Source organism: Streptomyces aurantiacus (assembly GCF_001418335.1).
GTDB lineage: Bacteria > Actinomycetota > Actinomycetes > Streptomycetales > Streptomycetaceae > Streptomyces > Streptomyces aurantiacus.
The window spans coordinates 1-12,572 of record NZ_LIPP01000058.1 but is presented as its reverse complement, the minus strand read 5'-3'; the positions used below and the strand labels follow the sequence as shown (position 1 = coordinate 12,572).

Sequence of the window (12,572 nt, the reverse complement as noted above, 5' to 3'; positions counted from 1 at the left end):
TCGGGAGGGTTCGGCCTGGTCCTGGCCGGTGCTGACTGGATGGCTAGCGGTCCCCGAAGATCGTGCGGTGCCAGTCCTTCCTGGCCACCGCGGTGTTGTCGAACATGACGTGCTTGATCTGTGTGTACTCCTCGAACGAGTACGCGGACATGTCCTTGCCGAAGCCGGAGGCCCGGTATCCGCCGTGGGGCATCTCGCTGATGATCGGGATGTGGTCGTTGACCCACACGCAGCCCGCCTTGATCTCACGTGTGGCCCGGTTCGCCCGGTACACGTCACGGCTCCACGCGGAGGCCGCGAGCCCGTACGGGCTGTCGTTGGCGAGCCGGATGCCTTCGTCGTCGCTGTCGAAGGGCACCACCACCAGGACAGGGCCGAAGATCTCGGACTGCACGATCTCGCTGTCCTGCGCGGCGTCGGCGACGAGGGTGGGCCGGTAGTACGCGCCGTGCTCAAGGCCCTTCGGGACCTCACCGCCGGTGACCACGCGCGCGTAGGAGCGTGCCCGGTCGACGAAGCCGGCGACGCGGTCGCGCTGGGCGAACGAGATGAGCGGCCCGAGGTCGGTGTCCGGCGCGAACGGATCGCCGAGCCGGACGGTGTCCATGAGCTCCGCGGTCCTGGAGACGAACTCTTCGTAGAGGGGCCGTTGGACGTACGCGCGCGTGGCGGCCGTGCAGTCCTGGCCCGTGTTGATGAGCGCGCCCGCCACCGCGCCGTGCACGGCGGCCTCCAGGTCCGCGTCGTCGAAGACCACGAAGGGTGCCTTGCCGCCGAGTTCCAGGTGGAGGCGCTTGACCGTGGAGGTGGCGATCTCGGCGACGCGCCTGCCGACGGCGGTGGAGCCGGTGAAGGAGGTCATGACGACGTCGGGGTGACCGACGAGATGCTCGCCCGCGTCCTTCCCCGCGCCGGTGACGATGTTGACGACACCGTCCGGGATGCCCGCGTGGGTCGCCGCCTCGGCGAACAGCAGGGAGGTGAACGGGGTCAGCTCGGCCGGTTTGAGGACGATGGTGTTGCCCGCGGCGATCGCCGGGAGGACCTTCCAGGCCGCCATCTGGAGGGGGTAGTTCCAGGGGGCGATGGAGCCGACCACACCGATGGGTTCACGGCGTACGTACGAGGTGTGGTCGCCCGAGTACTCGCCCGCGGACTGGCCCTGGAGGTGGCGGGCCGCGCCGGCGAAGAAGGCGATGTTGTCGATGGTGCCCGGGACGTCGAACTCCCGGGTCAGCTTGATCGGCTTGCCGCACTGCAGGGACTCCGCCTGCGCGAATTCCTCGGCACGGTCGGCCAGCACGGCGGCGAAGCGGTGCATGGCGTCGGAGCGCTCACCGGGGGTGGCGCCGGACCAGTCGGGGAACGCCTCGCGCGCCGCCTCGACCGCCGCGTCCACGTCGGCGGTGCCGGCCAGTTCGTAGGTGTGGACCTCGTCGCCGGTGGCGGGGTCGACGACGGCGTGACTCCGGCCGGAGGTGCCCTTGGCCGGCCGGCCCGCGATGTACTGCGCGCCGGCCGCGAAGCGGTCCTGCGCCTGGAAGCGGTCCTGTGCCTGGAAGCGATGGCCCGGATTGTGCATGTCGCTCTCCTCCGCCGCGCTCCCCGCAACGCGGGGGACGGCGTAGCTCCAGCTCGATTTGAGTGCCGATCCTGACAGAGCAATGGTGCTCCAACAAGTGATTCCGTTGTTGCCATTTGGTTACGCGACGGAATCTGTCGACCAGGTGTCGAGTTGGCCGGGAAAAGGCGGGCAGCCCTCGACCGCCGGAATGTCAGTGGCGCGTGCCAGACTCGCGGGCATGGGGAAGATCGATTCACGGGACGCACTGGTCAGCGCGGTCCGAGCCGGGGAGAGAGTCAAGTACCTGCACTTCTGGGGCCATCGGCCGCGTGCGGACGGCCGGATCGGTGCGAGCTGTCTGAGCCAGTGGTGGCCGTCGCCGTTCACTGCGGACGGGGTGGAGTACCGGACGGCGGAGCACTGGATGATGGCGCGCAAGGCGCGGCTCTTCGGCGACGCGGAGGCGGAGCGGCGGGCGGTGGACGCGTCGGACCCGGCCCTCGCGAAGAAGGCCGGGCGCCTGGTCCGGGGGTTCGACGAGGCGGTCTGGGAGCGGGAGCGGTTCGGGATCGTGGTCGAGGGGAGCGTGCGGAAGTTCGCCTCGGACGGGGAGCTGAGCGCGTACTTGCTGGGCACGGGTGAGCGGGTACTGGTCGAGGCCAGCCCCGTCGACCGCGTGTGGGGCATCGGCCTGCCCGCGGCCGACGAGCGGGCGTCGGACCCCGAACGCTGGCGGGGCCCGAACCTCCTGGGCTTCGCCCTGATGAGAGCCAGGGACGACCTACGGCCCACCTGACAACTGGCTTGAGCGAGCCCCTCCGGGGGTCACCGGCCCGTGGCACGTGCGGCCCGGTGGGGGCTGGTCGCGCAGTTCCCCGCGCCCCTGAAAGATCCGGTCTGGCCCGGCGCCCTCAAGGGGCGCGGGGAACGGCGCGCTCGGCCCAAATCGACCCGCACCCGACACACTCCACGAACCCCCACCCACCAAGGGGCGCGGGGAACTGCGCGACAAGCCCAAGGCGGCCCGCAGGTCAGTCGTCGACGGTCAGCGACGTGCTGAACCCATCCCCACCCGTCTCCCCACCAGTCCCCGGGTCATCACTCCCCGCATCGTCCGGCACGACCGCGAGCACCACCACGAAAGCGATCGCCAGCACCACACCCACCGCCCCACAGATGATCCCCGCCACCGCATGCCCCGGATTCGTGGCCTCGCCCCGCCGGACCTTGTTCCGCCCGATCAGCCCGAAGATCAGCGCAAGAACTCCCGCCGCGAGAGACACCGGCCACAGACAGAACCCGACCGCCGAGACGATCCCGAGCACAAGGGACGCGATACCCAACCCGTTGTTGGGCGGCACGGGCAGCGCGGACCAGCCGTAGCCATAGCCGTAGCCGGGAGCACCCCCGTAGGAGGGCCCGTGGTGCCCATGGCCGGGGTAGGCCGGATGCCCGTACCCAGGCCCAGGCTCAGGCCCGTAACCAGGCCCAGCCCCGTACCCGTACGGCACCTGCCCCGGCCCCCCAGGGGCAACAGGCGGCGGCGGTACGGCGGAGCCACCCGGCGGTGCGTACGGCCCCGGAGCCCCGGGAAACGGCGGCGCACTCTGCTGCGGCGGCACCGACGACCGCTTCGGCGCCGGCGCCTCGTCCGCCGGCGCGGCCCAGGGATTCGACTCGCCGGCCGGCTTGCCCAGCGACACCCCGGGCCGGGCCCCGGCCCCGGGCTCGGCAGGCGGCGCACCCGGTGTCTGCGCGTCGTCGGACATGCGCTGAGTCCCCTCTGTCGTACGTAGCGTCATGCTACGGCCCACGCCTCCCCCGCACGGGCCGCAGCCTACGATGATCCCTGAACCATCGATCAGCCGATCACCCGCGCCCGCCGCACACCGGCCCGGCGCCGTTCCTGGGGAGGAACCTTGCCCGACCTGCACGCCTTCATCGCCGGACTGCCCAAGGCCGAACTCCACGTGCACCACGTCGGATCAGCCTCCCCGCGCATCGTCTCCGAACTGGCCGCCCGCCACACCGACTCCAAGGTGCCGTCGGACCCCGAGGCGCTGGTCGACTACTTCACGTTCACGGACTTCGCGCACTTCATCGACGTGTATCTGTCCGTCGTCGACCTCATCCGCACCCCCGAGGACGTACGCCTGCTGACGTACGAGATCGCCCGCGACATGGCCCGGCAGCAGGTCCGCTACGCCGAGCTGACGCTCACGCCGTTCTCGTCGGTCATCCGCCGCGGTATCGACGAGGGCGCGTTCATGGACGCGATCGAGGACGCCCGCACGGCCGCCGAGGCCGACTTCGGCACGATCCTGCGGTGGTGCTTCGACATCCCGGGCGAGGCGGGACTCGAATCCGCCGAGCAGACGGTCCGGCTCGCCACCACCGACAAGATCCGCCCGGAGGGCCTGGTCTCCTTCGGGCTCGGCGGGCCCGAGATCGGCGTACCCCGGCCGCAGTTCAAGCCGTACTTCGACCGTGCGATCGCGGCCGGCCTGCACTCCGTACCGCACGCGGGCGAGACGACGGGGCCCGAGACCGTCTGGGACGCGCTGACGGACCTGCGGGCCGAGCGCATCGGCCACGGCACGAGCTCGGCCCGGGACCCCAAGCTCCTCGCGCACCTCGCCGAGCACCGCATCCCCCTGGAGGTGTGCCCCACCTCCAACATCGCCACCCGCGCGGTCCGCACCCTCGACGAGCACCCGCTGAAGGAGTTCGTACGGGCCGGCGTCGTCGTCACCGTCAACTCCGACGACCCGCCGATGTTCGGAACCGACCTCAACAACGAGTACGCGGTCGCCGCCCGGCTCCTCGACCTGGACGAGCGGGGTCTCGCCGCGCTCGCCAAGAACGCCGTCGAGGTCTCCTTCCTCGACGGCCCGGGCAAGGCGGCACTCGCCGCGGAGATCGACACGTACACCGCCGGCTGGCTCGCACCCTGAGCAGGCGCACCAGCACAATGGCCCGATGCGTACCGTGACTGCCGTGGCCCATCGCGGCGACCCCTACCGCGTCCGTGAGAACACGATCGACTCCCTGCGTTCCGCGCTCCGCCGGGGCGCGGACGCCGTCGAGATCGACGTCCGGCTGACCCGCGACGGCGTGGCCGTGCTGCTGCACGACAAGACGCTGAAGCGGCTGTGGGAGCAGGACCGGCCGCTGCTGTCGCTCTCGTCCGACGAGGTGCGGGGGCTGACGTCCGGCGGAGTGCCCACGCTGGAGGAGGCCGTCGAGGCGACGGACGAAGGCCGGCTCATGGTCGACCTGCCGGGTCCGGCGGACGCGCGCGCCGTCCGCCGGATCGTCGGCGTGGTCCATGACCTCGGCGCCGAGGAGCGCGTGTACTACTGCGCGGGCGCCGCCACCATGCTCGCGGTCCGCGCGGCCGACCCCGCCGCGGAGATCGCCCTCACCTGGACGAGCCTCGCGCCGCCGCGGCCCGCGCTGCTCGACGCGGTGCGGCCGCGGTGGCTCAACTACCGCTTCGGGCTGGCGAGCCGCGAACTCGTCGCCCGGGTCCACCGGGACGGATACCTGGTGTCGGTGTGGACGCCCGACACCAGGCGGTCGATGCGACGGCTCCTGGACGCGGGCGTCGACTCGATCACGACGAACCGCATCGACACGCTCTGCGCGCTGCGTCAGCGGACACCCGTAAGAGAGAATCCTGACAACACCCTTGCTCAGCAAGGCAGTTGACCGCCGACGTGAGGCCGGTCAGGCGTGCGCCCGCACCGGACCGTCGAGTACCTCGACGCGCTGTGCGAGTCGCTTCAGAACCGTTTCGCCCCACTGGATGTTGGCCCGTTCCAGGGCCATGCCGCCCTGGAGTGTGAGGTAGGGACCGACGCGTTCGGCGGTCGTGAGGTACTCGTCCTCGGTGCGTCCGGCCAGCATGCGTTCCCGCATGCGCTGATAGCGGGCGAGTTTGGCGGTGGCCCGCTCGACGCGCTCGGCGACCGCGGTCCGTACGGCCTCGAAGTCGGCGGTGTCCCCGATGTCCACGCACTGGACCCTGACCATCAGCTCGTCCCTGATGGCCAGCGGCTTCGCGGGGCCCTCGGCGACGTACGCGCGCAGGATCCGGCGGCCGGCCTCGGTGAGGGAGAAAAGCCGTTTGTTGGGCCGACGCTCCTGCTGGACGACGCGGGCGGAGACGAGCCCCTCGCCCTCCATGCGCTCCAGCTCGCGGTAGAGCTGCTGGGGGGTGGCCATCCAGAAGTTCGCGACCGAGGCCTCGAAGCCCTTCGCGAGGTCGTACCCGGACGCCTCGCCCTCCAGAAGCGCGGCCATCACCGCGTTGCGCAACGCCATGAGCCCAAGCTAGCACCGCGTTGACCGGCCACTTGATCAGTGATCAGTCGAAGGCGCGACTGCCGATGCCCGAACCGCCCTGGCCCGGCACGACGGGCACGGCCACCGGCAGCAGGGCGGGCCGCTTGGCCTCCCTGCCGTCGCCGGACGACAGGCCGCGGGCCCTGCGGACGAGCCAGGGCCCCAGGAAGGAGCCCGCCCAGCGCAGTTCGGCGGCGAGGGCCCGCGGGCCGGAGGGCGGCGGCACGTCGGCGGGCAGGGCGCGCGTCCAACCGTCGCCGCTGCCCGGCAGACCGAGCGCGTGCGCGACCGCGGCGGCGATGTGCGCGTGGCCGAGCGGGCTCGCGTGCAGCCGGTCGGGGCTCCACAGCCGCGGGTCGGTGATCACGGGATACCGGGACATCTCGGCCACCGCCACGCCGTGCCGGCCGGCCGCCTGCCGGATGCGGTCGTTGAGCGCGAGGACCCGGGGTCCGAGCGGGCGGGCCAACGGGGCGATCCGGCCGATGTCGGGAAAGGTGACGGTCGCGACGCGGGCGTTCTGCGCGGTCAGCGCGGCGAACATCGCCTCCAGGTGGCCGGCCGCCTCGTCCGCGTCGAAGCGGGGCCGCAGCAGGTCGTTCATCCCGGCGACCACCGTGGCCAGGTCGGGCCGCAGCGCGAGGGCCGGTGCGAGCTGCTCGGCGCGCACCTGTCCGGCGAGGCGCCCCCGGACGGCGAGGTTGGCGTACAGGACGTCCGGGCGCTCCTTCGCGAGCTCCTCCGCCAGCCGGTCGGCACACCCGCGCAGCCCTCGCACGTCGTCGCCGTCACCGAGCCCTTCGGTCTGACTGTCCCCAAGGGCGACGTACCGCAGATATCCGCTGTCGGACACGGGGTGACCACCTTTCGCCATAGCCCACGAATACCTTATGCACTTCGTTGACTATGGCAAGGGGCGGCGGAGGCGCCGGCACCGGCATCGGCGCGCGGGCGGGTCAGCCCAGCGACGTCATCACGTGCTTGATCCGCGTGTAGTCGTCGAACCCGTATCCCGACAGGTCCTTGCCGTAGCCGGACTTCTTGAAGCCGCCGTGCGGCATCTCCGCGACCAGCGGGATGTGGGTGTTGATCCACACGCAGCCGAAGTCGAGGACCTTGGACATGCGCATCGCGCGCGCGTGGTCCTTGGTCCAGACGGAGGAGGCCAGGGCGTACTCGACGCCGTTCGCCCACTCGACGGCCTGCGCCTCGTCCGTGAAGGACTGGACGGTGATGACCGGGCCGAAGACCTCGTTCTGGATGATCTCGTCGTCCTGCTTCAGGCCGGAGACGACGGTCGGGGCGTAGAAGTAGCCCTTCTCGCCGACCCGGTGGCCGCCCGCCTGGACCCTGGCGTGAGCGGGGAGCCGCTCGATGAAGCCGGTGACCTGCTTGAGCTGGTTCGGGTTGTTGAGCGGGCCGTACAGCACGTCCTCGTCGTCCGGCTGCCCGGTCTTCGTGTCGGCGGCGGCCTTGGCGAGCGCGGCCACGAACTCGTCGTGGATGGACTCCTGGACGAGGACGCGCGTGGCGGCCGTACAGTCCTGGCCCGCGTTGAAGAAACCCGCCACCGAGATGTCCTCGACGGCCTTGGCAATATCGGTGTCCTCGAAGACGACGACCGGCGCCTTGCCACCCAACTCCAGGTGGACCCGCTTGACGTCCTTGGCGGCGGACTCGGCGACGGAGATGCCCGCCCGTACGGAACCGGTGATGGACGCCATGGCCGGAGTCTTGTGCTCGACCATCGCGCGGCCGGTGTCGCGGTCGCCGCAGATGACGTTGAAGACGCCCTCGGGGACGATCGAGCCGATGATCTCGGCGATCAGGACCGTGGAGGCCGGGGTGGTGTCGGAGGGCTTCAGCACGACCGTGTTGCCCGCGGCGAGCGCCGGGGCGAACTTCCACACGGCCATCATCATCGGGTAGTTCCACGGCGCGACCTGGGCGCAGACGCCGATCGGCTCACGGCGCACGATCGAGGTCAGACCCTCCATGTACTCACCGGCCGACCTGCCTTCGAGCATGCGCGCCGCACCCGCGAAGAAGCGGATCTGGTCGACCATGGGCGGGATTTCCTCGGACCGGGTCAGACCGATGGGCTTGCCCGTGTTCTCGACCTCGGCGGCGATGAGGTCCTCGGCGCGCTCCTCGAAGGCGTCCGCGATCTTCAGGAGGGCCCTCTGCCGCTCGGCGGGGGTCCGGTCGCGCCAGGCGGGGAAGGCCGCGGCGGCGGCCTCCATCGCGGCGTCGACGTCGGCCTGACCGGACAGCGGCGCGGTGGCGTACGCCTCGCCCGTCGCGGGGTTGACGACGTCCGTGGTCCGTCCATCGGCGGCATCGCGGAACTCTCCGGCGATGTAATTGCGCAGACGACGCAGCTCGGTGCTCACTGCCCGGCCCTCCTGTCAGATGTCCTACGGCTGTCCACTACCTGAGACGCCTGGGACCACCCTATTCCTCGCCCCGACGTTTTCAACACCCCCGATGCCCCCATAGCTGCGAAATCCGCAGAATGTAAAGTCGTAGACAACGAATTTCATCGATCAGACCTTGCGGAACTGTCGAGCCCTCGTGCAGAGTGAGTTCGTGGCAAGTCGAAGCGCAGACCCCAAGGACTCCCGGGACTCCCGCGAGTCCAGGAACGGCAGTCCCCAGCTGGACGCCGTCTCCCTCGGCATCATCGAGCAGCTCCAGGAGGACGGCCGCCGCCCGTACGCCGCGATCGGCAAGGCCGTCGGCCTCTCCGAGGCAGCCGTGCGCCAACGCGTCCAGAAGCTGCTCGACCAGGGCGTGATGCAGATCGTCGCCGTCACGGACCCGCTCACCGTGGGCTTCCGCAGACAGGCGATGGTGGGCATCAACGCCGACGGCGATCTCGAACCGGTCGCGGACGCCCTGACCGCCATGCAAGAGGTCGAGTACGTGGTGATGACCGCGGGCTCCTTCGACATCCTCGCCGAGATCGTCTGCGAGGACGACGACCACCTGCTGGACGTCATCAACAAACGCATCCGGGTCCTGCCCGGCGTGCGCTCCACCGAGAGCTTCGTCTATCTGAAACTCAAGAAGCAGACCTACATGTGGGGAACCCGATAGCCGTGACTGCCAAGGACCTCAGCCGCACCGCGTACGACCACCTGTGGATGCACTTCACCCGCATGTCCTCGTACGAGGACGCGCCCGTCCCCACGATCGTCCGTGGCGAGGGCACCTACATCTACGACGACAAGGGCAAGCGCTACCTCGACGGCCTCGCCGGCCTGTTCGTGGTGCAGGCGGGCCACGGCCGTACCGAACTGGCCGAGGCCGCCTTCAAGCAGGCCAAGGACCTGGCCTTCTTCCCGATCTGGTCCTACGCCCACCCGAAGGCCGTCGAGCTGGCCGAGCGTCTCGCGCACCACGCTCCGGGCGACCTGAACAAGGTCTTCTTCACCACGGGCGGCGGCGAGGCCGTCGAGACCGCGTGGAAGCTCGCCAAGCAGTACTTCAAGCTGACCGGCAAGCCGACCAAGTACAAGGTCATCTCGCGGGCGGTCGCCTACCACGGCACCCCGCAGGGCGCCCTGTCCATCACAGGCCTGCCCGCCCTGAAGGCCCCGTTCGAGCCGCTCGTCCCGGGCGCGCACAAGGTGCCGAACACCAACATCTACCGCGCGCCCGCCTTCCTCGACCAGGGATCAGGTGTCTCCCCCGAGGCCTTCGGCCGCTGGGCCGCCGACCAGATCGAGGAGCAGATCCTCATGGAGGGCCCGGAGACGGTCGCCGCCGTCTTCCTGGAGCCCGTGCAGAACGCCGGCGGCTGCTTCCCGCCGCCGCCCGGCTACTTCCAGCGGGTGCGCGAGATCTGCGACCAGTACGACGTGCTGCTCGTCTCGGACGAGGTCATCTGCGCCTTCGGCCGGCTCGGCACGATGTTCGCCTGCGACAAGTTCGACTACGTACCGGACATGATCACCTGCGCCAAGGGCATGACCTCGGGCTACTCCCCGATCGGTGCCTGCATCATCTCGGACCGGCTGGCCGAGCCGTTCTACCAGGGCGACAACACCTTCCTGCACGGCTACACGTTCGGCGGTCACCCGGTGTCGGCGGCCGTGGGCATGGCGAACCTCGACATCTTCGAGCGCGAGGGGCTCAACCAGCATGTGCTGGACAACGAGAGCGCGTTCCTCTCCACCCTGCGGAAGCTGCACGACCTGCCGATCGTCGGCGACGTCCGGGGCAACGGCTTCTTCTACGGCATCGAGCTGGTGAAGGACAAGGCCACCAAGGAGACGTTCACGGACGAGGAGTCGGAGCGCGTGCTCTACGGCTTCGTCTCCAAGAAGCTCTTCGAGTACGGCCTCTACTGCCGCGCCGACGACCGCGGCGACCCGGTCATCCAGCTGTCACCGCCACTGATCTCCGACCAGTCGACGTTCGACGAGATCGAGGGGATCGTCCGCCAGGTGCTGACGGAGGCCTGGGCGAAGCTGTGATCGCGGCCGGAGCCGGCATGGCTCGCGTACGGGGTCGGGCACGACCCGGGCCCACCTCGGGCCTTGCTGGACCGCCCGGCTCCGATGAGCTGAACAAGTGATCAACACCGGCCCCGGTGGCGCCCGTTCGAGTGAGAATGAGCGCCCCGGGGCCGCGTGCTGTCCGGCCTCCGGGCCCCGACTCCCTAGCGTGCCCAGTGACCGATCGGCCCTGCCTTCGTTGCCCCGACCGAGGGAACGAGCGACCTTCCGAGGCCGCCCCGGGCAGCGCACATCAGATCTGAAGAGGTGTACGCGATGGTGGCTCCGCCGGACAACGACGTGCTCTGGGCACGCGCCCTGCACGTCAGACACAACGGCTCACCCGCACTCACCGGCGTCTCGCTCGGCGTCCACGAGGGAGAGATCCTCGCCGTCACCGGCCCGCGCGGCAGCGGCAAGACGACCCTCCTCCAGTGCCTGTCGGGACAGCTCCTGGCGCAGGACGGCGAGGTCTGGTTCGACCAGGCGCCCGTCCACACCCTGCGTCCTTCGGCCCGCGAGCGGCTGCGCCGCAACCGCTTCGGCTGGATCGACCCGGCGCCCGCCCTGGTCCCCGAGCTGAACTCCTGGGAGAACGCGGCCCTGCCCCTGATGCTGCGCGGCGTGGGCCGCCGCCGGGCCAAGGCCACCGCCCTGGAGTGGCTGGACCGCCTCGACGTCGGCGGCTGCGCCCGCACCCGCCCGTACGGCCTGCTCCAGTCGGAACGCCAGCGCGTGGCCATCGCCCGCGCCCTGGCCCCCGCGCCGACCGTGATCTTCGCCGACGAGCCCACCGCGGCGCTGCACCGCGCGGACCGCGCCCAGGTGCTGCGGACGCTCACCGCGGCGGCCCGCTCGCACGGGATCACCGTCGTCCTGGCCACGCACGACGCGGACACCGCGGCGTTCGCCGACCGCACGGTGTCGCTGCTCGACGGGCGGCGCGTGAACACCGTCCATCTGCCGGCGGTCGCCGAGACGGAAGGCCGGGCCGCGTGCTCGCTCTCCGCCTAGCCCGCAGCGCCCACGCCGCCGTCCAGTTCCGCAGGCTCCTCGTCGCCGCGGCCTCCGCGGGCACGGGCTTCCTGCTCCTGTGCACCCTGGGATACGCGCTGGGGCATCCGGACGCGTCCGCGGCGGCCATGCTCCGGCTCGCCTGGTGCCTGGTGCCGATCGCCGCCACGGTGCAGTTCGCGGTCGCCGTCGCCCGGACCGACCCGGCCACCCGGCCGCGGCCCGGACTCGCGGCGATCGGCCTGGGCCCCGGGCAGCTGATGATCCTCGCGGCCGTCTCCACCGCCCTGTCCTGCACGCTCGGCTCGCTGGTCGCCCTGCTGGTCTTCCTGCACCTGCGCGGCGGTCTGACCGGCCTCCCCTTCGACGGCGAGGCGGCCGGCCTCCTCGCCGCGAACCAGCCGCTGCCCCTGCCCGCCGTGCTCACCCTCCTGGCACTGGTCCCGGTCGTCGCGTCGGTGGCCGGCGCGGTGGTGCTGCGCCCGCGGGACCTGCGGCCGGCCGGCTCCGCGGCGGGCGGACGCCCGGGACGGCTGAGCGGTTTCGGCGGCTACGGACGCTCCAGCGAGCGCGTCGGATTCGGCGTCTACGGACGCTTCGGGGCCCGCACGGATGCGAGGGCGGACGGCGCCGCCGAGAACCGGGACGGGACCGGCGGGCAGGACGTTGCTGCCCCCTCCGGCCGGGGCGCTGCTCCGGAGACACCGGGCGGGCACGAGTCTCCCGACGAACACGCCCGCCACACCGAGCACGACGGTCATGCGAGTCACGGCGGTCACACCGAACACGCCGGTCACGCCGGTCATGCCGAGCACGGCGGTCACGCCGGGCGCGCAGGCCGCGGCGCCCAAGAAGGCCCCGGCCGCGAAGTCGCCCTGGACGTGCCCCGCCGCTCGGCCGCCCGCGCCGACACCGGCCCCGCCGGCCCTGCCGGCCCTGCCAGCCCTGCCGGTCCCGCCGACCCCTCTGCCCCAGCCGCGCGCGACGGGGGCACGGCCGACCCGCGTACGCCGGCCGGCCCACGTACCTCACCTGACCCGCACACCCGGCGCACCCCGCGCGACCCGGACGGCGCGGCCGGATCGACCGGGCCGACCCGCTCGGGCGGCCCCGCGCTCGCGCAGCTCGCCGGCCCCCCGTTGGAC

Annotated in this window: 11 protein-coding genes and 1 pseudogene; 7 read left to right on the top strand and 5 right to left on the bottom strand. The window is 71.4% G+C overall.

Translation table 11 applies throughout. The annotated features are described in order from the left end of the window. Window positions 1–43: 43 nt before the first annotated feature. Complete coding sequence (locus AOK01_RS08855; protein ID WP_055510224.1) at window positions 44–1,582, bottom strand: gamma-aminobutyraldehyde dehydrogenase; 1,539 nt, start codon at window positions 1,580–1,582, stop codon at window positions 44–46. A 190-nt stretch (window positions 1,583–1,772) separates the two neighbouring features. Here AOK01_RS08855 and AOK01_RS08850 point away from each other — a divergent pair, with 190 nt between their 5' ends. After that, entirely contained in the window at window positions 1,773–2,360 is a 588-nt protein-coding gene (locus AOK01_RS08850) for a riboflavin biosynthesis intermediates N-glycosidase (protein ID WP_079103275.1), read from the top strand. A gap of 235 nt (window positions 2,361–2,595) precedes the next feature. Here AOK01_RS08850 and AOK01_RS44840 read toward each other — a convergent pair whose 3' ends face one another. Further along, window positions 2,596–2,925, bottom strand: coding sequence for a DUF4190 domain-containing protein (locus tag AOK01_RS44840; RefSeq protein ID WP_245702177.1), 330 nt, complete (start codon window positions 2,923–2,925; stop codon window positions 2,596–2,598). Window positions 2,926–3,432: 507 nt separating this feature from the next. Here AOK01_RS44840 and AOK01_RS08840 point away from each other — a divergent pair. Together AOK01_RS08840 and AOK01_RS08835 are read left to right on the top strand one after the other, a co-directional pair. Further along, entirely contained in the window at window positions 3,433–4,518 is a 1,086-nt protein-coding gene (locus AOK01_RS08840; protein WP_055510220.1) for an adenosine deaminase, read from the top strand. 25 nt (window positions 4,519–4,543) lie between these two features. After that, entirely contained in the window at window positions 4,544–5,275 is a 732-nt protein-coding gene (locus tag AOK01_RS08835; protein ID WP_055510218.1) for a glycerophosphodiester phosphodiesterase, read from the top strand. 18 nt (window positions 5,276–5,293) lie between these two features. On the opposite strand, the gene AOK01_RS08830 is transcribed toward AOK01_RS08835, so the two are convergent. From AOK01_RS08830 to AOK01_RS08820, 3 genes are all read right to left on the bottom strand, one after another. Then, window positions 5,294–5,890, bottom strand: a complete 597-nt coding sequence (locus AOK01_RS08830; RefSeq protein WP_055510216.1) for a PadR family transcriptional regulator — start codon at window positions 5,888–5,890, stop codon at window positions 5,294–5,296. A gap of 43 nt (window positions 5,891–5,933) precedes the next feature. Further along, window positions 5,934–6,764 (bottom strand): SGNH/GDSL hydrolase family protein, encoded by an 831-nt coding sequence (locus AOK01_RS08825; protein WP_055510214.1) that lies wholly within the window; start codon window positions 6,762–6,764, stop codon window positions 5,934–5,936. A 103-nt stretch (window positions 6,765–6,867) separates the two neighbouring features. Then, the gene (locus AOK01_RS08820) at window positions 6,868–8,304 is read right to left on the bottom strand and encodes a gamma-aminobutyraldehyde dehydrogenase (RefSeq protein WP_055510212.1); all 1,437 of its coding nucleotides are present in this window, start codon (window positions 8,302–8,304) and stop codon (window positions 6,868–6,870) included. A gap of 181 nt (window positions 8,305–8,485) precedes the next feature. Between AOK01_RS08820 and AOK01_RS08815 the strand changes: the two genes are divergently transcribed. The 4 genes and pseudogenes from AOK01_RS08815 to AOK01_RS44830 all read left to right on the top strand — a co-directional run. Beyond that, entirely contained in the window at window positions 8,486–9,010 is a 525-nt protein-coding gene (locus AOK01_RS08815) for an Lrp/AsnC family transcriptional regulator (protein WP_055510210.1), read from the top strand. After that, entirely contained in the window at window positions 8,995–10,392 is a 1,398-nt protein-coding gene (locus tag AOK01_RS08810) for an aspartate aminotransferase family protein (RefSeq protein WP_055510208.1), read from the top strand. Before AOK01_RS08815 ends, AOK01_RS08810 begins: the two co-directional genes overlap by 16 nt. Window positions 10,393–10,689: 297 nt before the next feature. Next, window positions 10,690–11,427 (top strand): ABC transporter ATP-binding protein, encoded by a 738-nt coding sequence (locus tag AOK01_RS08805; protein ID WP_055510206.1) that lies wholly within the window; start codon window positions 10,690–10,692, stop codon window positions 11,425–11,427. Continuing rightward, a pseudogene (locus AOK01_RS44830) lies at window positions 11,409–12,572 on the top strand (hypothetical protein); the annotation flags it as partial. The gene AOK01_RS08805 and the pseudogene AOK01_RS44830, both read left to right, overlap by 19 nt.

What these genes read in the sequence shown, in the direction of transcription:
- AOK01_RS08855 (WP_055510224.1), bottom strand. Translation starts at nt 1,582, where the DNA reads ATGCACAATCCGGGCCATCGCTTCCAGGCACAGGACCGCTTCCAGGCG.
- AOK01_RS08805 (WP_055510206.1), top strand. Translation starts at nt 10,690, where the DNA reads ATGGTGGCTCCGCCGGACAACGACGTGCTCTGGGCACGCGCCCTGCAC.
- AOK01_RS08830 (WP_055510216.1), bottom strand. Translation starts at nt 5,890, where the DNA reads ATGGCGTTGCGCAACGCGGTGATGGCCGCGCTTCTGGAGGGCGAGGCG.
- AOK01_RS08850 (WP_079103275.1), top strand. Translation starts at nt 1,773, where the DNA reads ATGTCAGTGGCGCGTGCCAGACTCGCGGGCATGGGGAAGATCGATTCA.
- AOK01_RS08835 (WP_055510218.1), top strand. Translation starts at nt 4,544, where the DNA reads ATGCGTACCGTGACTGCCGTGGCCCATCGCGGCGACCCCTACCGCGTC.